Genomic DNA, 25733 nt, shown 5'->3' on the forward strand with positions numbered 1-25733 from the left:
TCACACCTTCTTGACGACGACCGTGCCCGGGACCAGCTTCTCCAGGTCGTCGACGTCCGACGTGAAGACGGTGACCCGCCCCTTCCACTGGCGCGCGATGGCTGCGAGTACGGCATCGATCGCGTGCTTGTGGCCGTGCAACCTGGCGTCGGCCAGGAGCCGGCGCGCCTGGCGGGCCTCGTCTTTCCCGATGTCGACGATCTGGAGCCGGGAGAGCACCCAGTCCCAGCGTTGTTCGGTCGTTCTGCCGTCGTGCGCCTCGGCCAGCGTCACGGGAGAGGTCACCACCTCGGCCTCCCCACGCGCCGCGACGTCGAGCAAGGCGATCATCTTCCGATTGCCGCGGGCCGCGGGGGACAGTGCTTCACAGTCCAGTACGAAGACCCGGAACGGCCGTTGCCCGTAATCGCCGGTCCGCTTCTTCACGTCACCTCTCCGGCGTCGCGCTGCCCGGCTGTACGGCGCCTCTCGTGTTCGGCGTCGAGTTCCGCCAGGTCGTCGAGCGCGGTCGTCGCCGTGATCTTCTTAGTCGCCATACAAATGACCATGCTCTTGGTGCCCGCTCCCTACCGGCGGAGCGCGGGATCGACGATTCGGCGATCAGACTGCCCTGGCGGGCTCGATGACCGACAGCGGTGACAGCCCGCGTTCGCCCCCGCCAATGCCGCGGCCGCCACCGACCGAGGCGCTGGTCCGAGCGGTTCAGCCCCCATCTGACTGTGAGCGGGCCAGGGCGCCGGGGCGGCAGGAGCGCGACAGCGTGCGGCCCCGCCGTGTCGTCGTCCATGCCGATCCCGAGCCCGGCGCCCCGCCGGGGGCGGACCAGAACTGAGACCGCAAGACCGGATGCGGCGCCCTGACAGGCACGGCGGTGCCTCGTTGGCCAACTCCCAGGGTTGGCGGAAGTTGGCGCAAGCTGGGAGTTGCTGCGACTGCTCGACTAGCTGGCAGCCCCAACCTCGGCAGCGTCCAACCCCCCGGCCAACTCCCAGGGTTGGCGGAAGTTGGCGCAAGCTGGGAGTTGCTGCGACTGCTCGACTAGCTGGCAACCCCAACCTCGGTGCGGTCATGTGGCCGCGAGCTGACTGCTGACCTGGCCGTCCGCAGACCGTGGCCAGGTTGCGCCAACTTCTAGTGATCATGGGAGTTGGCGTAGAATGGCGGAGTGAAAGCTCCGATGCCCCCCACACCGGTGCACGAATTGCTCGGGAAACTACCCAAGTCACGAATTGTCGCGGTTCTCGGCCATGAAGCTGCACAGTCCATTGGAACGAAGGAATACCTCCATTGGGACAAAGTGCGGTATTCCAAACCCCCAGATGGCCTAACTCATGAAGAATGGTGGCTCGCCCTAAAAATTGCCAGAACCGGCATGCGGCGAGAAGTTCCATTGCGCGACAAAAAGGGGGCGCCATTCACATATGCATTGCCGGACGAGGCACTAAAACTTCTACACGAGATCGACCGTTACGCGAGTGGTCAGATCCAAATGAGCGAGGCTGTCACGAATCCTGCCACACGAGACCGCTACATTGTCAATTCTCTGATGGAGGAAGCTATAACCTCAAGCCAGCTTGAGGGAGCCTCGACCACTCGCCAAGTCGCCAAGGAAATGATTCGCTCCGGTCGCGCGCCGCGAGATAAGAGCGAAAAGATGATTGCGAATAACTATGAAGCGATGCTATTGGCGAGATCGTGGCGGGACCAAAAGCTGAATCCAGAGCTAGTGCTTGAGCTACACAGGACTGCCACGGATGGTACTCTGGAAGATCCGGACTCGGCCGGACGGCTGCAACGCAGCGACGATGACCGCGTCGGTGTCTTCGATTCTCAAGACAACCTTCTCCACGCCCCGCCACCCGCCTCAGAGCTTGAGAACCGGCTGGCTCAGATGTGCGCATTCGCCAACGGAGAAATTGGCAACGAAGTCTATATACATCCAGTGACCAGGGCGATCATTCTGCATTTCTGGTTGGGCTACGACCATCCTTTCGAAGACGGGAATGGTCGGACTGCGCGCGCAATCTTCTACTGGTCCATGCTGTCGCAAGATTACTGGCTCACCGAGTTTCTCAGCATTTCCCGAATCCTGAAGAATGCGCCGTCTCAATATGCACGCTCTTTTTTGCTGACAGAAACCGATGATAATGATCTAACATATTTCTTGCTATATCAGTTGAACGTCATCAGTAGATCGATTCGTGACTTGCATGACTATCTGCGCGCGAAAATGGTTGAAATTCGCGACGTAAAGGTGCTACTTAGTCGGTCTGTCGCTGATTTCAATCCGCGACAGCTTGCTCTGCTGACCCAAGCAACCCAGGGTGATGCCGGTTTTTTTAGTATTGCGTCCCACGCAAGAAGTCATCGAGTTTCAATGGAAACTNCACGCAAAGATCTCCATGAGCTTGAGGAGCGCGGCCTTCTGCGGCGAGAGAAACAAGGGAAAGCGTACATATATTTTCCTGTCGACGGTATTGTCGACCGCCTACGGGACATGTNGACCTTGAGCAGATACATCGACGGATAGCGGAACAAAGCCTGGCTGCACCATAGGTGCGAGAGCAGCGGCCGGGAGATCAAGAGATCATCAGCGATTCCTCCGCTGGCGCCCGTGGACGTCCGCCGCTGTTCGTGGGCTTGGCTGCCCNTCTGGCTGCCGTCCGCTGCGACCGACACTCGGTGGCCGTCGACGTGTCTGGGTCGTACTACATGGAAGTGGCGACGATCGAGCGTCGCGATGGATGGTCGTCCGACCAGCGGCACCGGTATCGACACTTGGTGGAGCCGGTCCTCACAGACGTGACCATACGACTCGGCCTGCCGTTCTGGGAGACGCCCGACGAGGGCGCGAAGCCGCCCGAAGACGGCGACTGAGACCAGAAGATCGCAAGAGCGGGCGGACCGTCCACCCGGGCAGCAGCAAAGGCCCTGGTAGGCGACCAGGACTGCCAGCGGAGGATGAGAGATTCGAACTCCGCCACGACCCAGACGGCCACGATCGGGGCTAGCCGGAATCCCCTGTGCCGCAACGGGTCCCGGCTCGCGGACGGGGGCTGACGACCGGCCGGAAGGGCCAAAAGCCGGAACCAGCGTGGGCACCGCGTGGGCATCAGCGCAGACACGGCCACCCTCGACGGGGTGGCCGTTCGCCGTTGCGGAGCGTTACCCGTCCGCCTTGTCGGGGCGGTTCTTCGCGATCCACTCCTCGACGTCGTTCTCGGCCCACACCCGGATGTGACCCACCTCCCCCACCGGCTCGGGGAAGTCGTCGCGGTGGGAGAGCTGGCGCACGCGCTCAGAGCTGACCTTGAGTCGGCCGGCAACGTCCTTGGACGTCCAGAGCTTCGGAATCCCCATGGGCGAAATGGTACTTGCGCAGTCCCCAAGGGGCGCGTAGTTTGGGCACTGCCCAAGTGGTCCCGGCCGGGGCTCCTACCCCCCAGCCAGGACCCGATCCGATCCTGATCACACAGGAGTCGAACCGTGCTGTCCACGATCTCATCTCTCGTCGCGGCCTTCATCGCCGCGATGCTCACCTTCAGCCCCCCGCGGCTGTCCCCGCTCCAGCGGGCCCGTGCCGTCCAGTGGCAGGCGTGGGCCGCTGCCCGCACCGACCGGCCCGTCACCCGGGCGGACGCGGTGGCAGCCNCCCTGGACCGTGACCCGATCACGCCCGTCGGGTCCGCCCCGGATCCGGAACCGCCACTCTCGGATCACCCCCCGATCACCCCTGCCATCGCAGGTCAGGCTGATGAGGTCGTGTCCTTCACCGAGGCGGCCGCCAGGCTCGGCATCAGCCCTGCCACTGCCCGCAGGTACGCCGCACCGTCCAGCGGCAGGCTGATCAGGCTGGGTGACGGCGTCACGCTGGCGTCTCTCGAGGCCTGCGCGGCGACCCGATGAACCCGATCGTCCCCGCGGCCGATCTGGTGCCGACCGACGAGCAGATGGCCGAGGCGCGGGCGCGGTTCGCCGCGTGCGACACCTACGCCGCGGCGCGCGGTGAGCTGTCCGTGGCCACCGCGCACATTGAGGGCCTGGCCGAGGCGCTGGTGTCCGGCTGGACCGGTGCCGTAGCGGCGCGGGTCCGCACCATGCTCGCCATTCGCCAGGCGCACGAGGAGCGCCGGGCAGAGCTGGCGGCGGGCTACGCGGGCGGTGCCCTGTGATCGGGCAGGCCGGCCTGCCGGCAGCCCTGCTCACCCCGACGGGCCCCGAGCTGGAGCAGGCGCGCGACCTGATCGGCGAGCTCGCCGGCGGCGGGTACGCCGCGACCTACGGGGCGTTGGGCGCGGTGGCGTCCGGCATGGCCGGTGAGGCGATCCGGGCCCTGCGGTCCGGTGACGTCGAGGCGGCCGGGCGGATCCTGCGCCAGCTGGCGGCGGCGGACCTGGCGGCCTGCGAACTCCGTGACCGCCTCGTCGAGCAGGGCCCGGCGGAGGACTCCGACCCCGCGCTCGGTGGCCTCGACGAGGTTGTCATGCGCGCCCAGGCGACGGCGGCCGACACCGACCGAGACCCGCTGGACCGGGCCCGCGCCGACGCCACCGCTCACGCCATCGCACGCACCACCTACGTACTCACCGGCCGGCAGATCCGCATGGAGGGAAACCGATGACCGAGATCACTCCGGCTGACATCCGGCGCAACGCGGCGTGGATCTTTACCGACGTCGCGCGGCAGCTGCTGAACGACCCGGACGACTTCGGCGGGCTGTCCGACGAGACGGTGGCGCTGCTCGACCGGTTCGGCCGGGTGGCGTACGGGATCGTGGAGACGCTGGCCGACCGGGACGATGCCGCCGCGCACGCCGCGGACGGGAGGGCCAGGCCGCGGCGGGTGTACATGGAGATCAGCCCGGAGGACGCCGAGCACCTCGTCGCGGTGATCGATCAGATGTTCGACCACGCGGGTGACCGGAAGTCGGCGGCGTTCGAGGCAGCGCACAAGCCGCGGGCCGTGGCGTGAGCACCACTCCGGGCCGCGCCACCCGGGAGCGGCTGCTCCAGACCTGGAACCACCAGTGCGCGTACTGCGGCGGCCGCGCTGACCACCTGGACCACGTGATCCCGCGGTCGCACGGCGGCGCGCACAGGGAGGACAACCGGCTCCCGGCCTGCCAGATGTGCGGGCAGGCGAAGGGCGCGCGGACGCTGGCGCAGTGGCTCGCCGACATCGCGACGACGGGCAGCAGGACGGCACGGCCCGGGGCACCTCAGACCGCGGCCTGACCGTCGACCAGGACCCGCCCGGCACACCAGCCGGGCGGGTCTTCTGCTGTCCTGCCTGTCCTCTGGCCTGTCCTCCGAGCTGTCCTCTGTCCTGTCGTGTCCTGTCGTGTCGCCCCCGTAAGGCCTGCTCAGGGGGTCAGGCGACAGCCCGGAGGACAGGACGCGACAGGCGACACGACAGACGACAGTGGGCGCGACTCCGGCCGGCGGCGGTCACCAGCTGGTTGATATCGAGCTGCTGACCCGACCCTCGCGCCCTTCCTCGCGGCCGGGTCTGGCCTCGCGCCCCCCCGCGAGAGATCCACACCCTGTGCGGCATGGACTCTCGCGGCCTCGCGGCCGGCGGGGGAGGCATCTGGGGATGCGCTACAGGGCCGCTGGAGAGCCGCTACGGGGTAGCAGGCGTGTTCGCGCGCCAGCGGCCCGTACAGCGGCTCTGGCCTGGCCTGTAGCAGGTGCAGCGGGTCCGGGGTAGCGGGTCGGGAAGTGTCCGGCCCACGCGCGGGCGGAGGTCAAGCCTCGTCGCGCCACCCGGGGCGGTTCGCGTCGAGCCAGGCTTCGACGTCGGTGCGGCGCCACAGCCGGACCCGGCCGTCCTCGCTGGCATACCAGGGTGCAGGGAAGTCGCGGAACCGAGAGACCACGTAGGCGCGGGCGGTCGCCACGCCGAGCCATGCGCGGATGTCTGCGATGCCGACCAGCTCGTCTGGCGTTGCCGGCCGTGGTCCGTCGGTGCCCTCCACAGGGTGCACGCTGGCTGCATCGACATCGATGCTCTGTGCGCACTTCCGGCATCGATGCCGACGCGCTACGTTGCCCAGGCGATCGCGCGCCGTACCAGGTGCGCGCATAGGAATGCCCCGGTCGGTCGTGACACCGCCGGGGCCCGACCGGAGAGGACCCGGCCGATGAGTTCATCTTGCCCGGAGACAGACCCGCTGCGCCCCGCCCCGAACGTGCCCGTCTCGCCGGAGCGGCAGCCTGGCGTCAGCGTCCACGCTGGCCCGGACGGCACCCGCGTGCAGGTCGACCAGCACATCACCGCCGGCGAGTTCGGGTTGAGCCTGGCGTTGTTGGTGGCATCCGGGGCGCGGCTGGACCGGGAGCTCGTGCTGCACTTCCTGCCCGCCAACCCGCTACCGCNGTGACCGGCCCCGTCCGGCAGGTGGCCGCGGCGCGGATGCGCACGGCGGCGGCCAGCACCTGGAGAGCCGAGCTACGCGGCGTGCTCATCCTCGACGCCCAGGGCGCTCCCGAGCGGGTGGTCGTGGCGTTCGCCGACGAGGCGGCGGCCCGGTCGTGGGCCGAGGCTCACCAGGTGGGCGCCTACCGGATCGTCCCGGCCGAGCTCGCCGAACCGAGCTGGTAGCCGGACACGCAGAACGGCCCGTCCCCATCACACCGGGGGCGGGCCGTTCGTGGCTCTCCGTGGATCTGAGCGGCATCACGCTGCGCGGTAGACGACCCCACCACCCTCGACGCGACGGATGGTGGTCGTGCGCCGTGCCGGCCGGGTCCGGGCCGCGGTGCGGGCCCGCAGGCTGGCGATGTAGGCATCGCCATCGAACGGCGGCCGCGCGTTCGCGATGACGCGGCTCGCCGCGGCGGCGGCCTCCCGCACGATCGCTGTGCGCTGTTCGTCCCGCCACACGTCCGTGGGGTCGATGCCGTGGGCGACCATGCGGGCCGAGGTGCGGGCGGCCTGGTGCCGCTGCTGGATGCCGCGCACGAAGTGCTGATCCGAGCAGTACCGCATCGGCGGGGTGTCACCGGCGATCGGCCAGCCCACCGACGCCTCACACCCGGCCAGACCGCAGGTGGGCCGGACGCGCTCGTTGTCGTACTCGTGATCGATCATGGCGATCATTCTCCTTCGATCGGGTGTTCGATGGTGGGCATCGGGTCGGTCGCCCGGCGGCGGGCGGTACCGCACACCGGGCACGGCGCCGGCCCCGTCGCCGTCGAGGTCGCCCCGCAGGACGCACACGTCAGCTCGCCACGGGCGGGATCGCCGAGCGTGGCGTGGGTGTAGGACCGGCCACAGGTGCAGTCGACCTGCTCCATGTCGGCGCGGGTGATGTGCAGCTCGATGCCGCACACGGACCTGTAGGTGCCGGGTGGGATCCGGCGGGCCGAGGTGGTCGTGGTCATCGTGGAAGGTCTCCTTCGTCGGAGTCGGAGCATTGGGGGGTCCTCGTCGTTGGTGCCGACACCCGCCAGTGACGGCGGGTCTGGCGTTCGGTCCGGATGCGGTCCAGCGCGGAGCCCAGCGGGTTGTACGCGCCTGGCGGGACGCGGGCGGTGAAGTCGCGGCGGGCGGCCTTCCACGCGTCGAACGCCTCGGCCAGGTCGCCCGGCCACTCCGACGCGGCGAACCGCACCAGCCGCTCCGGGATCGGCGGGGTCGCGGCGACACGGCGCCTCACGCCGAACCGCCAGCGATGACCCGCGGCTGGTACACCCCGCGCACAGCCCGGACCGGCGGCCGGTCGCCACCCGCTCCAGCCTCGTCGGCGTCCCCGAGCGGCACCCGCAACGCCACGATCAACCGGGCCAGCAGCGTGGTCTGCTGCCGCAGCTCGACGGCGGCCGGATGGGTCCGCAGGTCGCCCGACTGCGCCCGGATGATCAGCCCCTCGTCGGCCACGATCCGCTCCAGGTCGGCGCAGACGTCCGCGACGTGCACCGCGCGGCGCAACAGCGAGAGCTCATGCTCGGCCAGGTCGTACTCGTCCAGCACCGACCGCCACAGCCGCCGGCCGGCGGGCCCAGCACCCTTCGGAGCCGCAGGTATGGCCACGGCAACACCTCCTTGATCGTCACTCTCGGTGGGCAGGGGGGGTCAGGCGTTTCGGCTGCACGGGGGGAGACAGGCAGATGGCGGGTCAGCCGAGGCCTGCCTGATCCGCGATCGCGGATCGCCCGGCGGCGTCGCCGAGCTCGACGCTCGCGACCGATCGGCGCGTGGCGCGGGTGTCGGGGTGGTGTCGGCGGTAGCGCCCGCCTGAGCCCTGTGGATCTTGCGGTGTTGATGTTGGGACCTATATGGGCGTTCGAGATCATGTGACCGACCCACCGCGCCCCGTGACACCCATGCTGACCGTGGGTAGCGACCGCCCGGCCGGCTCACGTCGTCGCTCCCGGCTCGCCATGCGGCGCGGACCCCACCGTGGTCTCCCAGAGCTCGGCGAGCAGGCTGAACCCGTGCCGCTGCAAGATGCACCCACAGCACTCCGTCGACCCGCCCTGATCGTCGTACTCGACAGACGGAAGATCATCGATCAGCACGTTGACCGCGTCCGTCAGGCCGAGCCGGTAGTCCGCCTTGCGCATGGNCTGGCGCAGATGCCGCAGCTCGGGCGTGAGCTTGTCCTGCTTGCCCTTGCGTGCACCCTTGCCCTTGCCGCTCACCGGCTCCTCCTCCCGTGTCGCACCCTGCGGCGGCCCGACCCGCGCACGTGGCGCGGCGGTGCGATCTTGGCGACCCGCAGCCACCCGCGGCAGCGCGGGCAGACGAGCACGAACATCAGCAGCCGGCCGTCCCGCACACCGAACGGCGTGGCCCGTGGCTTGCCGCACCCGTCGCAGCAGCGCACGATGGCGGCCTGGTCCCCGATGTCGAGCGCGGGCAGGCAGGTGGCGCAGACGACGAGTCCGGGTTCCCAGCTCGCCGCGGCCACGGGCAGGCCGAGGCCGTAGCTCGGCGCGTGGTCGCAGGTCCATGCGGTCCCGCTCCGGTACCGGGACAGCGCATCGTTGGTCAGTGCCCGGTACCACCGCGGCGGGTTGATGGCCGGCACCGCGCCGACGGTGCGGACGTCGGTCGTCATGGCCGTACCTCCTCGTCGCCCGGCGCCAGCACCGCGGCCGCCAGCGCCAGGTACCCGGTGCCCACACCCGGCTCGACACCCGGCTCGACGGCGTGGGCCTGGCCCTCATAGATGCTGGTCAGCGGCAGGCCGAGCATCGCCAACAGCTCGTCGCGGTCGGTCTCGTCGAGCGCGTACCGCCCGACCGTGGCCGCCGCGCGCTCGGCGGTGCGGGCCGCGACCGGGTGGATCGGGTCCGTCGGTGTGGCGAGCTGGTCGATCACGCCGCCTCCCTCGAGGCCTCGACGCTCACGGCGGCGTCCAGCAGCGCGCCGTGGTGCGCACCGGCGCAGCGGCACGTACAGCCCCGGGGCGGACCCACGGCGAGCAGGCAGAGCTGCGAGCACTGGCCGCTGTCGATCAGGCTGCGGGCGGTAGGGAGGGAAGTGGCGGTAGCGATCATGAGGNCTCCAGACGGGCGAGCTTGCGGCTGTGGCGCGCGGCCAGCCCGGCATCCCGGCGGCGGCGCTTCGTGGCGTACGTGGCGCGCTGGGCGGCGTGGCGACGGCGTGCGGTGGCGATCTGTGCAGACACGCGGGCTGCGGTCTCGGCACGGAGGGCGGTGGCGTCCATCAGCTGGCCATGTCCACGAAGCGGGAGAAGTGGCCCTGGAACGCCACGGTGACCGTGCCCATCGGGCCGTTGCGGTTCTTCGCGACGATCAGATCCGCCTCACCGGCACGCGCGGACTCAGCCTCGACGGCGTCCGGCCGCCAGATCAGGATCACCATGTCGGCGTCCTGTTCGATCGCGCCGCTGTCGCGTAGCTGGGACAGCTGGGGCTTGTGCTCCTTGGTGTACTCGGCACCGCGGTTGAGCTGGGACAGCGCGATGACCGGGATGCCGAGCTCACCGGCGAGCAACTTCAGCGACCGGGAGATGGCGGAGACCTCCTGCTGCCGGTTCTCGCTCTTGCCGGCCGTCACGAGCAGCTGGAGGTAGTCCACGACCAGCAAGGACAGGCCGCCGCGGCGCTGCATCCGTCGGGCCCTGGTGCGGATCGTGGCGACCGACAGGTCGGGGCTGGCGTCGATGTGCAGCGGGGCGTTGGCGATCTCGCCGAGACGGCGGCTGATCCGCGGCCAGTCGTCGCCGATCTGGCCGGTGCGGATGTTCTGGAGCGGGACCCGGGCCTCAGCAGAGATCAGCCGGTCGTCGAGCTCGGGCCGGCTCATCTCCAGTGAGGCGAACAGGACCGGCAGGCTGTGTCGGATCGCCGCGGCGCGGGCCATGTCGAGGGCGAGCGTGGACTTCCCGACGGCGGGCCGGGCGGCGATGACGACCAGCTGTCCGGGCTGGAGTCCGCTGGTGAGCTTGTCGAGGTCGGAGAAGCCGGTGGGTACGCCAGTGAGACCCTGGCCGGTCTCGCGGGCCTCCAACCGGTCGAGGGTGTCGGTCAGGGTGTCGCCGATCGGGGTGGGCCCGTCTCCGGTGTCGTCGGCGTCGAGGGCCTGGGCGAGGGCGGCCTCAGCCTGGCCGGCGGGATCGTCGCCGGTGGCCTTGAAGCCGATTTGGGTGATGCGGACACCGGCCTCGGCGACCCGGCGGCGTACGGCCAGGCCGGCGACGATGCGGGCGTAGTAGCCGGCGCTGGCCGTGGTGGGGACCGCGGCGACGAGGGTGTGGAGGTAGGCGGGCCCGCCTACCTTGTCGACCAGGCCGCGGCGGCCGAGTTCGGCGGCAACCGTGATCGTGTCGCAGGGCTCCCCCCCGCTGTAGAGGTCCCGGACCACTTCGAAGATCAGCCCGTGGGCAGGGCGGTAGAAGTCCGCCGGCCGCAGGATCTCCACCACATTGCTGGTGGCGTCGGTGCTGAGCAGGGTCGCGCCGAGGGCGGCGGACTCGGCCTGCAGGTCGTGCGGCGGGGCGGTGTCGACGGTCATGCGGTCTCCCGGGCGGCGGGGTGGCAGGCGGGGCATGGCTGCCCGTCGAGAACCCGCCAGCGCGGGTTGGAGCGGGCCGCCGGGTTGCCGTCGGCGCACTGGCCGCACCAGTCCGGCAGCGATGGTGCGCCGGGTGCGCGCTGGGCGCGCCACGCCGCGACGAGGGCTGGCAGGTCGCCGTTCTCCGTGACGGCGCGCCACCAGCCGGGGCCGCGCGGGCGGTGGGTCTCGGTGATCCACTCGATGCAGTCGTTGATCTCTCTCTCGTCGTCGAGGCCTGCTCCGCGGATGGCGTGTTCGGCCGTTCCGACGAGAGAGAGATGAGGGGACCCTGAGGGATGAGGAGATGGGGCGGATGGTTGTCCGCGCCGCGCGGATGGATATCCGCCCTCCTGCGGATGGTCATCCGCCCTCCCTGCGTCGAGGGCGGATGGTTGTCCGCCCTCGGAGGGCGGATGGTTGTCCGCCCTCGATAGGAACTCCGGCACGCGGTAGGTGGTCTTCTGCCCGACCCGAGCAAAGACGGCCCGGCCAGACCGGTCCTTGCCGATCGGCACGCGGATCTCCAGCTCACGCTTCGCGAGCCGGTTCAGAACCTTCTGGACGCTGTCCCACGTCGTCATCCGCATCCACCTCACGAGCTGCTCGCGTGCGGCGAAGGAGAGACGGGTCTGGTCGTTCGCGTCGTCCGCGACGATCAGCAGCAGCAGGAGTTCGGTCGGGTGGAGGTCGGCGGGAGCATGGTCCTTGACCTCGCGGTATAGCTCGTAGCCCACGTCAGGCACCGACCCGCCCCATCCGGGCGAGCTCGCCGGACCGCCGCCGGTCGGCGTGCGCCCGCTCGTCGGCGGCCGTCCGCACGGGCCGGCCGGCGGCGGCGGCCATGCGGCGGAGACGGACACGCAGCCGCGCGACCTCGACGTCCGCGCGGGGCGAGAGCGGGTTACCGTGGTCTTGGTCGATGCTGGTGGTGGCGGAGACTTCGGCGCCGTTCCGGGGGTCCATCCCCGGGCGGCGCGCTCCGTTTCCGGAGGTCATGCGGCGGACTCCTCCCCCGGCTCGACACCCAGCAGGGCGAGCAGTGGCCGCGTGGGCACCACGTACCGCTCGCCGTGGCGGATCACCGGCACTGGGAACTGGCCAGCACGGGCAAGCTCGCGGGCCTTAGTCAGACCCATGTCGAGCACCGATCCAGCCGTGCCTAGGTCGGTTGTGACGGGCAGCGCGCGCAGCTGCGCAGCCGTCCAGCGACCGCGCTCCGGCGGAAGCTCGATCGCGCGTCGGACCCGCAGTTCGGCAGCGCNGCTCACGCCGCCCCCTGTTCGGTCTGGAGTCGCTCGACGTAAGCGACCAGGGAGCCGTGCGGGATGCGCCGAAGCCGACCGATCTTGACGCTCGCAACCTCACCGGTCGCAAGGAGCTTGAACATCTGCGCACGGGAGATGCCGAGCTGTCGGGCGCCACCCTCGGGACTGTGTAGGACGGGCGGCGGACCGGCATCCGCGAGTCGCGGTATGGCCATGCGAGACCTCCGGGGCCTGATCTGTATGTGCACCGATGGTCTGAAGGTGCACGCGATCAGTCTTACACGCAGGAGTCCCGCTCTGTCTACATGGGCACGCAAGGGTCTAGGTGGGTCTCCTATCGACCACGAGATGTGCCACCATGCACGGTGTGGCGCTACGCGAGGAGAGACACGGCAACGGCGGATGGATGCAGATCAACATCGCCGACCTCCCGGGACACCTGTATGTGCGGTTCGAACCAGACGAGCGCGGGCGGCTCCGGCCGCGAGATCTGTTCCTGGANGGAACCGACGCGCCGATCNGTGCCCGGCATCTGCGGCAGATACCACTGGGCGATATCGAGGCGTCCGCCAATGGCCNGGAACAGGCAGGTGACGTCCGGGACCGGTTGAAGCTGCCCGGCCCGGATCTCCGGTCGCTCGCAGATGCGTTCTCCCGGACGGTGTCGACCCATCGCGGACGGTCGGCCACAGGGACAGCGGCAGAGGTCCGCGGACGAACCGACTGGGTATCGCTCGCCCTGCTCTCGCAGTTCCCGGACGAGTTCCTGAGACAGCGTCAGCTTGTCGACGAGGGTGAGCGCATGCCGCGGCCGCGCAAGCCTCGACGGCGGGGGGCTCCGGCACCTCCGGAGTTCGACGACGAAGGTCCGCGACCGCCGATCCAGCGGCCAGAAGGGCGGGCCCTACCCGATGAGTTCCTGCTCGACGTGGCACACGCCTACGTCGAGCTGGCAAAGGCGGGGCAGCGACCGGCACCAGTGATCGCAGAGGAAGCGGATGTGCCGATCACGACGGTTCATCGGTGGATCAGGGAGGCGCGGCGGCGCGGCCTGCTCGCGTCGGGCCGACGGGGGGCGACGGGGTGAAGGTCAAGACTGAGCGCCGGTGCGGCTGCCGGGACCCGCAGACCGGGCGGACCTACCCACGCGGGAAGTGCCCGCAGCTCGAGCAGCGCGCCCACGGCGCATGGGCCTACCGGTTCCGGGTCCCGAAGGAGCTGGTTCCCCTCGTCGGGAAGACGGAGATCAGCGACAGCGGGTTCACCACGAAGAAGAAGGCCGAAGATGCCGCCGACGAGGCGATCGGCAAGGTTCGCGCCGGGCAGCAGCACATCGGCAACCTCGACGTCCGCGCCTACCTCCAGGACGACTGGCTACCGAGGAAGCGCAGCCTGCGTCCCTCGTCGCGGCGCCGGTACGAGCAGTACGTCCGCCTGCTCGTCGCCTACATCGGCGACATCCCGCTCACCGGACTGCGGGCCCATCACATCGACCAGGCGTACCAGCGGATCGCCGCGGACAATCCGACCCGCCGTCGCGCGGTCGNCCCGGCGACGATCAAGCTCGTGCACGCCATGCTGAAGACGGCGCTCGGCGACGCGGTCCGCCAGCGGATGGTGCCGTTCAACGCGGCGGACGCGGTCGAGCTGCCGGAGTACTCCCAGCCGGAGGTCGACCCGTGGGGCGCCGAGGAGGTCGGGGCGTTCCTCGACGAGGCGTCCACGGACCGGCTCTCGGCGATGTGGGAGCTGATCGGCCTTCACGGCGTACGCCGCGGCGAGGCCTGCGGGGCGACCTGGACGGGGCTGGACGACACCCGGGCGGTGCTGACGATCTCCCAGCAGATCACCGACCCGGGGGGCGACCCCGGGGTGTGGGCGCCCAAGACGCGGTCGGGGAAGCGGAAGGTCGACCTCGACGCCACCACACTCGGTGCGCTGCTGGCCCACCGGATCGTCCAGGACGACGAGCGGGAGCAGGCCGGGCCCGCCTGGTCGAACGGCACCCTGCCCAACGAGCACGGGGAGCCGGTCGAACTGTCGGAGCTGATGTTCACCCGACCGGACGGGCGCTACCTGGATCCACAGTGGGTGACCCGCCGCATGTGGCAGATCGGCCGGCGGACCGGGCTGTGTACGACGGTGCGGACGGCGGCCGCGGCCGGCGTGACCGAGCTCGTCGTCGGGGTGCGCTACCGGGAGCCGGTCGGCCGATGGACCCTGTACGCCGACCGTGAGCCGGTCGGGGAGGTGACCGTGGTGTCCGCGGTCCGGATGAGCGGCACCCGCGCACGGCTCACCCTTGCCGCACCCCTGCCGGTCGACGTCGAGGTCGGGGCCGAGCTCGGCGGGGGCCTGCTGTCACGCCGGCGGCTGCACGACTTGCGCCACTCGTCGGCGTCGATCCAGCTTGCCGAGGGCGTCGACCTGGCGCTCGTGTCCAAGCGGCTCGGTCACTCTTCGCCGTCGATCACGGGAAGCCTGTACGTCCACCTGCTGCGCTCGTCGGGCCAGAAGGCAGCTGAGACGGTCGCGGCGGCCGTGCCTCGCTCGACACGGCGTGGGCACCCTGTGGGCACCGGGCCGGTAGAGGCTTCGGGAGAGATCGGACCTGGCAGTGTCGCGCCTGGTCAGGGGCCCATAGAGCCCCACGTGATCGTTGCGGAGGATGAGAGATTCGAACTCTCGAGGGGTTGCCCCCAACACGCTTTCCAAGTCTGCGCCCCACCGTCCATCCAGAGTCACCACCGTCCGCCACCGGCTACGCGGCGCCTCGCCGGACGCTGGCGAACGGGCCCCGAACGCAGGCGAATGAGACCACGACCGAGACCAGGCAGGGGCCCGCCGTCGGCTGCGGCTCCAGGGGAGCGTTCGGCGGACGGCCGCGGCCCCCGATCAGCCGTAAGATCAGGCCATGGCGCAGCCGGCACGAGACGAGTTCCACCACCTCGTCGACGAGCTTCCCGACGAAGACGTGGCGCCGCTGCTGGCGCTCGTCCGAGCAACCATGGCAGGCAAGGGCGCAGAGCCCCCCCGGCGTAGGCGGCTCTCGTTCGCGGGTCTGATCGAGGCCGAGCCGGATCTAGCTGCCCGGAGCGAGGAAATTCTCCGAGATGAACTAGGCCGCAGCCCATCGTGATCATCTGCGACACCGGCCCGCTGGTCGCTGCGTTGAACGCGAAGGACGCCGATCATCATCGTTGCCTCCAACTTCTTGAAAGTCACCCCGGGCCTCTCCTTGTACCTGCGCCGGTGATCACTGAGGTGTGTTGGCTGCTTGAGTCACGCGCGGGCTCGGCGGCAGAGGCGACTTTCCTTGCGTCGCTCGTGGAGGACGATCTGACGGTCGTCGACCTTGAGCCGCCGGACTTCCAGCGGATGGCAGATCTAGTCCGTCGCTACACCGATCTTCCGTTGGGCGCGGTCGATGCGTCGGTCGTGGCGGTCGCCGAACGCGTCCAATGCACGGTTGTCGCGACGCTCGATCGTCGCCATTTCCATGTAGTACGGCCCAGGCACGTCGACGGCTTCATCCTGCTACCAGGATAATTCTGCTCAGCGTGACGACGGTACCGATCCACGGGACGACCGTCTCCGCTGGGGAAGGTTCACATTTTCCGAGCGAGCTCGTCGAAATCCTCCACCGTCACCGGGAGAAGCAGGAGGAACGCGAGGTGGTCGGTTTGCTTTGGCAGGACGAGGAGTGGGTCTTCGCGGGTGAGACCGGCCAGGCACTGATTCCGAACACCGACAGATGCCCGTCACGCGGCTGGTGAGGGAGACCGTGAGCGCAGCACCCGGCCGGCCGCTGCCTTCGGAACGGGCCGAGCCCGCGCACCCGTTGAGAAGCGATCAGGGAGATCCGGGTGCANGGGCCTGGAGTTCGGCGAGCGACGCTGGTGACTCGCAACATCAAGCACCTCGCCCGGAACGGGGCTCTCACGATAAATCCCTGGGATTATCAACAAAGCCCTTTAGGAGAGATCGTCACCGCCAGCTGCGCGTTGGTGACCAGCCGAGAACAGCCGCGGCACGGGAGACATCGAAAGCGCCCTCGTGTCCATTGAAACGGCGTCTCCGGCGGGTCTCCGGAGGAAGGTGTCGAGTAAGCAGGTCCTCNGTCGGAACGTCCGACAACGTCTCGTCGCTGGCAATCACCAGCGCTTCATAGCCACGATGCTCTGTCCGGGGCTGCAAAGCGAGGACGCAGGCCCTCGCTGCGTCCTCCACATCGACGTACCCCCAGAGGTTCGCGACACCGGCGGCTGCGTCGCTGCTACGAGCGACATTCCTGGCTTCCTCCGTGGTGAGGATCCAGTGCAGCCGGAGCGCGGTCACGACCATTCCGCGGCGTGCGTACATCTGTCCCATGCGTTCGGTGTGATCTTTGATCAGTGCGTAGGGATCTACGTAGGAGAGCGACGTTTCCTCGGTAACGGGCACTTCGGCGAACGACCGTGGTTCGGGCGACCAGGCCGTGCCGTAGATCGATCCGCTCGACGCGAGCACTGCCGTCCTGACTCCAGCCGACCATGCCTGCTCAAGGGCGTTGAAGCAGGCCATCGTGTTGTTCCGGACCAGTTCTGCGGGTTCGACGTCCTCGGGGCTTNGGATCGCCGCGCAGTGCACGATCGCGTCCGCACCGGCCATCGACTGCGCCACTGCACCAGCGTCAGTCAGATCGACAGGCGATGGCCCTCGGCGGTCCGCCTCGATGACCTGGCGCCCGGCTCGCCGGAGCTGACGGCAGACCTCCCGTCCGAGTTTGCCCACAGAGCCGCTGACCCAGACCACTTCATCGCTCTCCGACACGAATCGACTCTAAAGTCGCTCAGGCCCATAGCCACGCATGAGACCACGGACCCGGTGGAGACGACGGAGACCTGGCACCCATCGCGGGTCCGGGCCAACGTTACGCCTGGCAGACAGGCTGGCGGAGGATGCGAGATTCGAACTCGCGAGGGGTTGCCCCCAACACGCTTTCCAAGCGTGCGCCCTAGGCCACTAGGCGAATCCTCCGTGGGGGAGCCTATCTGACGACGCGGCGGAGTGGGGTGACGGGGGGCGCGAACGGGGTCACAGGTGGCCACGGGACCCGCGCCCCCATGATCGCCGGCGGACCGCTAGACTGCCCAGCAGACCCCTCGTGCGGCGTTACCTCGTGAACCCCCCCAGGGCCGGAAGGCAGCAAGGGTAAGCGGGCTCTGGCGGGTGTGCGGGGGGTCCTCCTCGTTCGGGCGAGCCANCGCGAGCATCCGGAGCACACGAGTGAGCACTGCGCTGTACAACAGGTACCGCCCCGCGACCTTCACCCAGGTGGTCGGCCAGGAGCACGTCACCGACGCGCNGGCCCACGCGCTGCGGAGCGGGCGCCTGCACCACGCGTACCTGTTCAGCGGCCCCCGCGGCTGCGGGAAGACCTCGTCCGCCCGGATCCTGGCCGCCTCGCTGAACTGCGAGAAGGGCCCGACTCCGGAACCCTGCGGGGTCTGCGACCAGTGCGTCTCCATCCGCACCGGCTCGTCCATGGACGTCACCGAGATCGACGCCGCCTCGCACGGCCNCGTCGATGACGCCCGTGACCTGCGGGAACGCGCCTTCTTCGCGCCCGCTTCGGCCCGTTTCAAGGTTTTCGTCGTCGACGAGGCGCACATGGTCACGGCGGCGGCGTTCAACGCGCTGCTGAAGGTGGTCGAGGAGCCGCCGCCGTACCTGAAGTTCGTCTTCGCCACCACCGAGCCGGACAAGGTGATCGCCACCATCCGGTCCCGGACGCACCACTACGCCTTCCGGCTGGTTCCTCCCGGTGTCCTTCGCAGTCACCTGGAGTCGATCTGCGAGCAGGAGGGCGTGGCGGTCGAGCCGTCGGTGTTCCCGCTCGTGGTCCGTGCCGGGGCGGGCTCCGTCCGGGACTCGCTCTCCGTCCTGGACCAGCTTCTCGCCGGTGCCGGGGAGGGCGGGCTCGACCACGAGCGCGCGGTGGCGCTGCTGGGCATGACGGACGGCGTCCTGCTCGACGAGACCGTGGACGCCCTCGCCGAGCGCGATGGTGCCGCGCTGTTCACCGTGGTCGACCGCGTGGTCTCCTCGGGCCACGATCCGCGCCGGTTCGCGACCGACCTGCTCGATCGGCTCCGTGACCTCATCGTGGTCGCCGCCGTGCCCGACGCGGTGGAGCGCGGCCTGCTGGAGGCGTTCTCCAGCGACCAGGTCGACCGGATGCGGGCCCAGGCCAAGAACATCGGGCCGGTGGAGCTCTCCCGCACGGCGGACGTCCTGCACGCCGGCCTGGTCGAGATGCGGGGAACGGCAAGCCCGCGGCTGCTGCTGGAGCTGATCCTCGCCCGGGCGCTGCTGCCGGGCGCCTCCGCGGACCCGGCGGCGCTCGCCGTCCGGCTCGAACGCCTGGAACGCCGGCCCGCGGCACCCCTCGGCGCGGCGCACCCCGGGCCCGAGGTGGTGGAAACCGGGCCCGGTACCCGGCCCGGCCCCGCGGCGCCGGTCACCGCGGCGGGCCAGGGGGCTGCCGCTGGTTACGGAGCCGGCAGCACCCAGGTACCCGTGGCATCGGGGCCGGCCCGCCCGTCCAACCCGCCGCCGCCCCCGCCCGCGCCCGCGCCGTCAGCGGCCTATCCCCCGCCACCGCCGGCCCACCCCCAGGCATTTCCCGCCGCGCCGGTCCGCCCGGCCCCGCAGCCACCGGCGCGGGGTGCGGCATCCGCGGCCGCCCCCGGAGGTGGTCTCGACGCCACCGTGCTCACCGCCGTCTGGGACGAGGTGCTCGCGTTCGCCGGCCGGCGCAGTCGGCGCACCCACGCGATCCTGAAGGACTACGCCTCAGTCACCGATGTGCGCGGGGACGAGGTCGTGCTCGCCTTCTCCGCGCCCGCGATGGCGAAGATGTTCGGCCAGGGCAACAACATCGAGATTCTGGCCGCCGCGATCGCCGACCGGTTCGGCGGAACGTGGCGGATCACCATCGGTGGTGGTCCCGGCCCGTCGGGTGGGCGTCCCCAGTCACCCCCCGGCGGCGCGGGCGGCCCCGGGCGGCCGGGTCAAGGCCCCGGCCCCGGCGGACCGGGTTCCCACAACGGTCCCGCGGCCGGGCCGATCGGCCCGGCCGGGCCGGGCATTGCCGGCGGGCCAAGCGCTTACAACGGCGGGCCAGGCGCTTACAGCGGCGGGCCGATCAGCTCCGGTGGTCCGACCGGCCACGGCGGGCCGAGTGGGTACGGGAGCCCCAGCGGGCCCCCGGGGCCGGGCGCGCCCACCGGCCCCGATGGCACCGGCGGCTGGGCCGCCAACGCGGGTCTTCCGCAGGGCGGTGGGCTCCCGCAGGGCGGGGCCGGCTACGGCACCCCGCAGACAACAACCGGGCACGGGCTGCACGTCGCGACGAACGGCGGGCCTCGCGGCACGGGGGCGCATCCCGGGCCTGCTCCCGAGCAGGGTGCCGGACCCCAGGCCAGCTCGATGGCGCCGGCCGGTGTCACGGCGACGGCGCCCTACGGCGGCACGCCCGGCCGGCCCCGGCCTGACCTCGCGACTGCCCCGGCCACGGCCCCGGCCGCCGCGGTCCCCCAGCAGGGCGCGGCTGCACAGGGTGTGGCTTCACAGGGGATGACTGCGCAGGGGATGACTGCGCAGGGCGCGGCCTCCCCAGGTTCCGGGGCGCAGGCGCGGTCGGTCCCGCAGCCGGGCAGCGGGCCGGGTACCGGTCCGCGGAGGGAGAGCAGTGGTGCCGCCGCGGCGCGGGCGGCGGTGATGACCGCCCGTGCCGGGCACGGCCCGGGCGGTCGTACGCCCGGCTCGGGGGCGGCGGTCGCGGCCGCCACGATCGGCGGTGCCCCCCCGTCCGTGGATGAGGTCTCCCTCGACGACGAGGACGCGCCCAACCAGCTGGGCGGTGCCCGCAGCAGCGAGGAAGCGGCCGTCGCCCTGCTGCGCACAAGCCTCGGCGCGACGGTGATCGAACAGTCCGGGTAACAGTCCGGGTAACCCTGCGGCTCGGGGCGGCGGCTGGCGTCGGATCGGCCTCCGGTGGCACGTAGGCTCACCGTCATGTCGAACCCACAGATCCCCGCCGGCGGTGGCGCCAATCTGGGGCAGATCCTCGAGCAGGCCCAGCGCATGCAGGCCGCTCTGTTCGCTGCCCAGCAGGAGCTGGCCGAGACCCGCGTCGAGGGCTCGGCCGGCGGCGAGCTCGTCATCGCGACCGTGAACGGTGGCGGCGAGCTGGTCGACCTCGTGATCAAGCCGGCGGCGATGGACCCGGACGACCCGGAGACCCTCGCCGATCTGGTGCTCGCGGCGGTGCGGGATGCCACCACCAACGCGCACCGGCTTGCCGCCGAGAAGATGAGCGAGGCCACTGGTGGTCTCGGCGGCGCGCTCGGTGGGCTCGGCGGGCTGGGTGGTCTCGGTGGCGGCGCCGGTCTCGGCGGGGCCCCGGCTCCCGGTGCGCTGCCAGGCGGGGGCGCGCTGGGCGGTCTGGGCATTCCCGGGCTCGGCTGAGTCGCACCGCCGTGTACGAGGGCGTCGTCCAGGATGTGATCGACGAGCTGGGTCAGCTGCCCGGCATCGGGCCGAAGAGCGCGCAGCGCATCGCGTTCCATCTGCTTGCCGCCGACCCGGCGGACGTCCGTCGGCTCGTGCACGCGCTGACGGAGCTCAAGGAGAAGGTCCAGTTCTGCCGGACGTGCTTCAACGTGGCCCAGTCGGAGCTGTGCCGGATCTGTACGGATCCGCGCCGGGACCAGTCGTCCATCTGTGTCGTCGAGGAGTCGAAGGACGTCGTCGCGATCGAGCGGACCCGGGAGTTCCGCGGCCGGTACCACGTGCTGGGCGGGGCGATCAACCCGATCGGCGGGGTGGGGCCGGATGACCTCCACATCCGCGAGCTGATCGCCCGGCTCGCGGACGGGGTGGTCACCGAGATCATCCTGGCCACGGATCCGAACACCGAGGGCGAGGTGACGGCGTCCTACCTGGCCCGCCAGATCGCCCCGATGGGTCTCACCGTCACCCGGCTGGCGAGTGGGCTGCCGATGGGCGGCGATCTCGAATGGGCTGACGAGGTAACCCTCGGCCGCGCGTTCGAGGGCCGGCGGATCGTCAGCGCCTGAGCACGGGCCTCCGCCCCCGCGGTGTGGGCGGGGGTCAGAACCCCAGGATCGGCGCGTAGGCCGAGCTGGGGATGGAGGCGAGTGTGAGCAGGACGACGCTGACATCCAGCGGGTCCGCCGCCGAGCCGAACTCGGCATGCAGTCCACGGGTGGAATAGACCAGGATGCCGGGGTCCCGCGTCACCCGCACACCGAACATGTGGCTTGCCCGCACCCACCAAACCCGACCCCCGGCACGCACCCGCACCTGCCGCGCGTCACGCCGGAGCCCGGTGGTCAACCGCGCCAGGCGCCCGGCCGGCAGCCCGGGCTGGTCGACGAAACCGGTGACGGCCCCGTCCGGGCAGCGCACGACGATCCGCGCGGGGCGGCCGGGTGGGCCGGGTTCGACGAGATCCGCCTCCGCGGAGATCTCCTGCTCCCACGGGTGCATCTCGGCAGCCCACACGCTTTCCCCACACAGGATCCGCTTGCCGAGCGCCCCGCCTTCGGGATGCCCACGCGGCAGCAGCCCGCCGATGACCCGGCCGGCGCCTTCCAGGTACCAGGCCACGGAGACGATCGTGCCGGCCGGCGGGTCCGCGTGGTCCGTCATGGTGGCGGCGGCGGGGCCCACCCGCAGGTGTGATCTCTGCCTGGGCACCCCGACGGCACGTAGCCGGACGGCCGCGCAGCGCCCAGGTGGCCCGGCCGTAGGATGTGGCGCAGAAGCAAGTGCACGCACGCCTGCCGCTGCACGTGCCGGTGCCAGTGAACCCGCGTCCGCTGCGGACGGCCCACTCTTCACCTTTCAACCCCCGGCCTACCTTCGGCCCGGATGGTCATCCCACCCAGGCCGATGTGTCACACCCCGTGGACAGTACCGGCCCGCTATCGACCGGATCTCCGACCTCTGCCATCAAACCACTGCGCTATGCATGCAGATGCTACGGGTCGCGGGGACTGTCCGGAGTCCTGTCGGTACAGCTTCCCCGGAAGCCTTCCGTGTGCCGCTCAACGCACACCCACCCGACCGCGAACGGAGCAGGCCGGCGGCCCGCCGCGCGCTCCTGTCCCGGGAGCCGGTGCCACCCGGTGCGGCATACCTCCGGGGCGGGGGCGAAGGTGGAACCATGCCTGGAATCCAGGCCGGTGCCCGCCTCGATCATCTGAGCAGGAGCTGCCCCAAATGATCATCAGTTCCCATGTCGGTGCCGGGGCCTTCGTCGGGATGGCCGCGCCGAGACCGGTACCGGCGCTGGCGCTGGGCTTTCTCTCCCACCTGGTGATGGACGCGATGCCGCACTGGGGCACCGGGCCGAACACCGAACCGGAATGGCTGCCCATCGCCCGCAAGGACGGTGTCGCGGGCCTCGCCGCGATGGCGCTGCTCACCGCGGCGGCACCGGCCGACCGGCGTGTCGGCGTGCTCGCCGGGATGATAGGCGCCTGCCTGCCCGACACGGACAAGGTCGGTCGCTACTTCGTCGGCTCCAGCCCCTGGCCGGCCCGGTTCGACCGGTTCCACGAGGCCATCCAGAACGAGGCGCGGCACCGGTTGCCGCGTGAGGTCGCCACCGCCGCGGTCCTCACCGCCGCGGGAACCCTCACGCTGCGGCGACTGGCGGCCCGCCGGCACTGACCGGGCCTCAGCCCTCACCAGCCCTACCAGCCCCACCGGCAGCACCGGCAGCACCGGCAGCACCGGTCAGGCTGGTCGGGCCGCCTCCCCGCCGCGGGCCCGTGCGGACGCCTCCGCGGCTCGGGCGGCCGCGCCGAGCCGGGAGTTGCCGACGGAGTCGGCCAGGGCCGCGGCGCGCTCCAGCAGGCGCAGGCCGCGCTCCGGGTCGCGGTCGAGGACCAGCTCGGCCTCACCGTAGGCCAGCCAGCCGAGATCCGACGGCGCCAGCGCAGCGTCCGGAACCTGGGTGAGAGCGACCCGGCCGGCCTCGGCGTCCCCCGCGTGGGCATGCGCCGTCACGATGCTGACGATGCCGGCGACCTCGGCGTGCCGGTCTCCGCAGGCCCGGGCGGCGGCGACCAGCTCCCAGCCGTGGTCGACCGCCTCACCTGTCCGGCCCCGGCGGGACGCGATGTCGCTGAGCAGTTCGAGAACGAACCCGCGCTCGGGGGCGTCCCCGGCGACCAGCCGGCCGCGCTGGGCGCACGCACCGGCCATCTCCAGGTCTCCCCTGCCGACATACCAGGCCGCGGCCGTGGCCAACGCGGTCGCCAGCGCGCCCGCCGAGACCCCCGGCGGTGGTTCCACGGACAGATCTGACACCAGGTCCGCCAACCGGTGGGGCTCCGTCCCGGCCGGCGGGTGCAGCCCGAAGGCACGGACGAGACCGACCCCCGCGCACAGCGGTTCGATCTGCCGGCGCGACCGCGCGTACACGTACAGGGCGGCGGTGATCTCGACCGCCCGCGGCGGGTCGTTCAGCAGTGTCCAGCGCTGGGCCGCCAGCGCCTCCGCGAGCAGGTCTTCCAGGCGGCGGTGGCCCTCCGCCTCCCGGGGGGTGCGCAGGAGCGCGTCAGCGGCCCGCAGCTCGGCCAGGACGTGCCGGGCGTGGGCCCGGGCCAGCCCCGGCTCGGACGCCCCGAGGCGCCGCCTCGCATAGTCCCGGGCGGTCCACGGCAGGGCGTACCGGACCGGGGCCTGGGCGGGATCCGCCGCCACCGCCACCAACGCCCGTGCCGCCAACGCCCGCGCCGCCAGGGCGTCGAGGATGTCCCGGGCCTTCGCCTCGGTGGTCTCCGCCAGCGCGGCGACGTCGGCGGCGGCGGCCGGCCCGGCGAAGACGCCCAGGGTCCGCAGCATCGCGCGGTGCGGAGGGTCCAGCATCGAGACCGACCAGCCGACCACCCCCTCGAGGGCGCGGGGGGCCGGGCCTCGGCGTCGGCCGGCCCGGTGCGGGCTGAGGAGCTCGTCGAGCCGGTCGGCGAGTTCGGCGAGCGGAATCGCGTCACTCCGCGCCGCCGCGATCTCGATGCCGAGCGGCAGGCCGTCGAGCCGGCGGACGATCCGCTCGGCCGCCGCCCAGTCCGCGGCCCGGTCCACGGTCCCGTCCACAGCCCTCAGCCCGCCGCCAGGCCCACGGACGAACCCCCCGCCGAACCCCCCGCCGAGCCCCCCGTCCGACTCGCCGTCCGACCCGCGGTCAGGCCGGGCGGCCCGCACCCGGTCCCAGAACAGTGCGAGGGCGGGCGCGTCCGGGCCGTCCACCCGTAGTGGCCGCACCGGCCAGCAGCGCTCACCCGCCACACCGAGCGGCTCGCGGCCCGTCACGAGCACGCGTGCCCCGCGGCCGCCGCCGACCAGGGCGGCCGCGACGGCGGCGGCCCCGGCGGCGACCTGGTCGCAGCCGTCGAGGATCACCAGCGCGTCCAGCTCCGCCGCGGCCGCCAGGGCGGCGGTGAGGTCCCCGTCCGTGCCGCCGGCCCCGCACCCGTCGGCGGTGCGGGCCGCGACGTCGGCCGGATCGCTGACCGCCGCCAGCTCGATCAGCCGTACGCCGGCGGCGAAGCGCTCCGCGAGACGGTCGGCCAGCCGCAGGGCGAGCCTCGTCCTGCCGACCCCTTCTGGTCCGAACAGCGTCACCAGGCGGGCCGCGCCGATCAGGTCCTCCACGGCGGCGAGGTCGGCCGCCCGTCCCAGCGGTGCGGTGCCGGGCCGGCGTGGACGCCGGGGCTGCCGTCCCGTGCCCGGCGGCGTCTCGGCGCGGGGCTGAAGCGCGGCGCGAACCGGTCTCCCGGCAGGGTCGGCGTCGGCGCTCGGGCCGGTGCGCGGCCGCCCGGCCCGCCCCAGCACGGCCCGCGACTCCCGCGCCGTGCCCCGCGCCTGCGCGAGACGCGTCGCGACGGGTCGCAGCGCCGGGTGCTCGGCCAGGTCACCGAAGGGGGGACCGCGCCACAGCGCGAGCGCGTCGTCCAGCAGCGCGAGCCGTTCGGCGGCGTCCGGCACCCGGCGGGAGAGTTCCAGCAGGCTCTCGAAGACGGTGATGTCCACCTGCTCCGGAGCAAGACACAGCGACCAGCCGCCGGGACGGGTCGGCAGGGCGTCACCGAGAACGCGCCGCAGCCGCGAGATGTACGAGCGCAGCGTCGCCTCCGCGGAAGGTGGCGGGAGGTCACCCCACACCGCCTCGGCCAGGCGGCCCACGGGCACCACGTCCCCCGCCCGGGAACCCAGCACCGCGAGCAGCAGCCGCTGCGTCGGGCTGCCGATCGCGACGGTCCTCCCGGCCGCGTCCACGACGTCCACCGGGCCCAGCAGGCGAACGCGCACGCAACCGATCATAGGAGACACACCCGGCCACAACTCGTCACTCGCCGG

At 71.3% G+C, this 25733-nt stretch carries 25 protein-coding genes, 1 tRNA gene, 1 other RNA gene and 4 pseudogenes; 14 read left to right on the forward strand and 17 right to left on the reverse strand.

The genetic code is table 11. The features are described from left to right. A complete protein-coding gene (locus tag UG55_RS17230; protein ID WP_066070029.1) occupies positions 1–426 on the reverse strand; it encodes a type II toxin-antitoxin system VapC family toxin in 426 nt (141 codons plus the stop codon). 739 nt (positions 427–1165) lie between these two features. Here UG55_RS17230 and UG55_RS27485 point away from each other — a divergent pair. After that, positions 1166–2386 (forward strand): Fic family protein (locus UG55_RS27485; protein WP_206779384.1); only part of this gene is annotated, 1221 nt, incomplete at its 3' end. Between the two features lie 779 nt (positions 2387–3165). On the opposite strand, the gene UG55_RS17240 is transcribed toward UG55_RS27485, so the two are convergent. Further along, a complete protein-coding gene (locus tag UG55_RS17240) occupies positions 3166–3360 on the reverse strand; it encodes an AlpA family transcriptional regulator (RefSeq protein ID WP_066070035.1) in 195 nt (64 codons plus the stop codon). Between the two features lie 542 nt (positions 3361–3902). On the opposite strand from UG55_RS17240, the gene UG55_RS17250 reads away from it, so the two are divergent. From UG55_RS17250 to UG55_RS17265, 4 genes are read left to right on the forward strand one after another with little or no spacing between them, the layout of a single operon-like run. Then, the gene (locus UG55_RS17250) at positions 3903–4172 is read left to right on the forward strand and encodes a hypothetical protein (protein ID WP_066070040.1); all 270 of its coding nucleotides are present in this window, start codon (positions 3903–3905) and stop codon (positions 4170–4172) included. After that, positions 4169–4621 (forward strand): hypothetical protein, encoded by a 453-nt coding sequence (locus tag UG55_RS17255; protein ID WP_066070043.1) that lies wholly within the window; start codon positions 4169–4171, stop codon positions 4619–4621. The genes UG55_RS17250 and UG55_RS17255 overlap by 4 nt, the downstream gene beginning before the upstream one ends. Beyond that, complete coding sequence (locus UG55_RS17260) at positions 4618–4971, forward strand: hypothetical protein (protein ID WP_066070045.1); 354 nt, start codon at positions 4618–4620, stop codon at positions 4969–4971. The genes UG55_RS17255 and UG55_RS17260 overlap by 4 nt, the downstream gene beginning before the upstream one ends. Then, complete coding sequence (locus UG55_RS17265) at positions 4968–5234, forward strand: HNH endonuclease (RefSeq protein ID WP_066070047.1); 267 nt, start codon at positions 4968–4970, stop codon at positions 5232–5234. The genes UG55_RS17260 and UG55_RS17265 overlap by 4 nt, the downstream gene beginning before the upstream one ends. Before the next feature lie 512 nt (positions 5235–5746). Here UG55_RS17265 and UG55_RS17270 read toward each other — a convergent pair. The 10 genes from UG55_RS17270 to UG55_RS17335 all read right to left on the reverse strand — a co-directional run bounded on the left by UG55_RS17270 (position 5747) and on the right by UG55_RS17335 (position 12024). Further along, positions 5747–5977 carry a hypothetical protein gene (locus UG55_RS17270; RefSeq protein WP_128423040.1) on the reverse strand — a complete coding sequence of 77 codons (231 nt, stop codon included), beginning with the start codon at positions 5975–5977 and terminating at the stop codon, positions 5747–5749. Positions 5978–6678: 701 nt separating this feature from the next. Further along, entirely contained in the window at positions 6679–7092 is a 414-nt protein-coding gene (locus tag UG55_RS17285) for a hypothetical protein (RefSeq protein ID WP_128423042.1), read from the reverse strand. A gap of 5 nt (positions 7093–7097) precedes the next feature. Further along, positions 7098–7385: a hypothetical protein gene (locus UG55_RS17290; protein WP_066070059.1), complete on the reverse strand. Its 288-nt coding sequence runs from the start codon at positions 7383–7385 to the stop codon at positions 7098–7100. Then, positions 7382–7660 carry a hypothetical protein gene (locus UG55_RS17295; RefSeq protein ID WP_066070062.1) on the reverse strand — a complete coding sequence of 93 codons (279 nt, stop codon included), beginning with the start codon at positions 7658–7660 and terminating at the stop codon, positions 7382–7384. The genes UG55_RS17290 and UG55_RS17295 overlap by 4 nt, the downstream gene beginning before the upstream one ends. Continuing rightward, complete coding sequence (locus tag UG55_RS17300) at positions 7657–8034, reverse strand: hypothetical protein (RefSeq protein WP_066070065.1); 378 nt, start codon at positions 8032–8034, stop codon at positions 7657–7659. Before UG55_RS17300 ends, UG55_RS17295 begins: the two co-directional genes overlap by 4 nt. A gap of 607 nt (positions 8035–8641) precedes the next feature. Then, positions 8642–9064: a hypothetical protein gene (locus UG55_RS17310; RefSeq protein WP_066070071.1), complete on the reverse strand. Its 423-nt coding sequence runs from the start codon at positions 9062–9064 to the stop codon at positions 8642–8644. Then, a complete protein-coding gene (locus UG55_RS17315; RefSeq protein WP_066070075.1) occupies positions 9061–9327 on the reverse strand; it encodes a hypothetical protein in 267 nt (88 codons plus the stop codon). The genes UG55_RS17310 and UG55_RS17315 overlap by 4 nt, the downstream gene beginning before the upstream one ends. 348 nt (positions 9328–9675) lie before the next feature. Further along, positions 9676–10986: a replicative DNA helicase gene (gene dnaB / locus UG55_RS17325; protein WP_242424666.1), complete on the reverse strand. Its 1311-nt coding sequence runs from the start codon at positions 10984–10986 to the stop codon at positions 9676–9678. Next, complete coding sequence (locus tag UG55_RS17330; protein ID WP_066070084.1) at positions 10983–11762, reverse strand: hypothetical protein; 780 nt, start codon at positions 11760–11762, stop codon at positions 10983–10985. Before UG55_RS17330 ends, dnaB begins: the two co-directional genes overlap by 4 nt. 1 nt (position 11763) lies before the next feature. Continuing rightward, positions 11764–12024, reverse strand: coding sequence for a hypothetical protein (locus UG55_RS17335; protein ID WP_066070087.1), 261 nt, complete (start codon positions 12022–12024; stop codon positions 11764–11766). Between the two features lie 2543 nt (positions 12025–14567). Between UG55_RS17335 and UG55_RS38315 the strand changes: the two genes are divergently transcribed. Further along, entirely contained in the window at positions 14568–15335 is a 768-nt protein-coding gene (locus UG55_RS38315) for a tyrosine-type recombinase/integrase (RefSeq protein ID WP_242424682.1), read from the forward strand. 93 nt (positions 15336–15428) lie between these two features. Continuing rightward, positions 15429–15842 (forward strand): type II toxin-antitoxin system VapC family toxin, encoded by a 414-nt coding sequence (locus tag UG55_RS17360; protein ID WP_066070097.1) that lies wholly within the window; start codon positions 15429–15431, stop codon positions 15840–15842. Between the two features lie 571 nt (positions 15843–16413). Here the strand turns inward: UG55_RS17360 and UG55_RS47450 are convergent. The 3 genes and pseudogenes from UG55_RS47450 to UG55_RS17375 all read right to left on the reverse strand — a co-directional run. Then, positions 16414–16902, reverse strand: a pseudogene (locus tag UG55_RS47450) (NAD-dependent epimerase/dehydratase family protein); the annotation flags it as partial. Position 16903: 1 nt separating this feature from the next. Continuing rightward, a pseudogene (locus tag UG55_RS47455) lies at positions 16904–17105 on the reverse strand (NAD-dependent epimerase/dehydratase family protein); the annotation flags it as partial. A gap of 119 nt (positions 17106–17224) precedes the next feature. Continuing rightward, positions 17225–17312: transfer RNA gene (locus UG55_RS17375), tRNA-Ser, on the reverse strand. 116 nt (positions 17313–17428) lie between these two features. On the opposite strand from UG55_RS17375, the gene ffs reads away from it, so the two are divergent. The 6 genes and pseudogenes from ffs to recR all read left to right on the forward strand — a co-directional run bounded on the left by ffs (position 17429) and on the right by recR (position 21418). Then, positions 17429–17524: signal recognition particle sRNA small type (ffs, locus tag UG55_RS17380), an RNA gene on the forward strand. A gap of 37 nt (positions 17525–17561) precedes the next feature. Next, positions 17562–17640, forward strand: a 79-nt coding sequence (locus UG55_RS38320) for a hypothetical protein (RefSeq protein WP_242424683.1), incomplete at its 3' end; no start/stop codon positions are given. Between the two features lies 1 nt (position 17641). Beyond that, positions 17642–17856 (forward strand): annotated as a pseudogene (locus tag UG55_RS38325) (AAA family ATPase); the annotation flags it as partial. A gap of 1 nt (position 17857) precedes the next feature. Next, positions 17858–20279: pseudogene (locus UG55_RS17385) on the forward strand (DNA polymerase III subunit gamma and tau); the annotation flags it as partial. A gap of 75 nt (positions 20280–20354) precedes the next feature. Further along, a complete protein-coding gene (locus UG55_RS17390; RefSeq protein WP_066070110.1) occupies positions 20355–20807 on the forward strand; it encodes a YbaB/EbfC family nucleoid-associated protein in 453 nt (150 codons plus the stop codon). Between the two features lie 11 nt (positions 20808–20818). Then, positions 20819–21418 carry a recombination mediator RecR gene (recR, locus tag UG55_RS17395; RefSeq protein WP_066070113.1) on the forward strand — a complete coding sequence of 200 codons (600 nt, stop codon included), beginning with the start codon at positions 20819–20821 and terminating at the stop codon, positions 21416–21418. A gap of 34 nt (positions 21419–21452) precedes the next feature. Here the strand turns inward: recR and UG55_RS17400 are convergent, their stop codons facing one another. Then, complete coding sequence (locus UG55_RS17400; RefSeq protein WP_066070224.1) at positions 21453–22013, reverse strand: hypothetical protein; 561 nt, start codon at positions 22011–22013, stop codon at positions 21453–21455. A 573-nt stretch (positions 22014–22586) separates the two neighbouring features. On the opposite strand from UG55_RS17400, the gene UG55_RS17405 reads away from it, so the two are divergent. Continuing rightward, on the forward strand, positions 22587–23039 hold the full coding sequence (locus UG55_RS17405) for a hypothetical protein (protein WP_066070116.1): 453 nt from the start codon (positions 22587–22589) through the stop codon (positions 23037–23039). A gap of 66 nt (positions 23040–23105) precedes the next feature. Here UG55_RS17405 and UG55_RS17410 read toward each other — a convergent pair whose 3' ends face one another. After that, on the reverse strand, positions 23106–25685 hold the full coding sequence (locus tag UG55_RS17410; protein ID WP_242424667.1) for a BTAD domain-containing putative transcriptional regulator: 2580 nt from the start codon (positions 25683–25685) through the stop codon (positions 23106–23108). Between the last annotated feature and the right edge of the window lie 48 nt (positions 25686–25733).

It is taken from the genome of Frankia sp. EI5c (genome assembly GCF_001636565.1).
Lineage (GTDB): Bacteria > Actinomycetota > Actinomycetes > Frankiales > Frankiaceae > Parafrankia.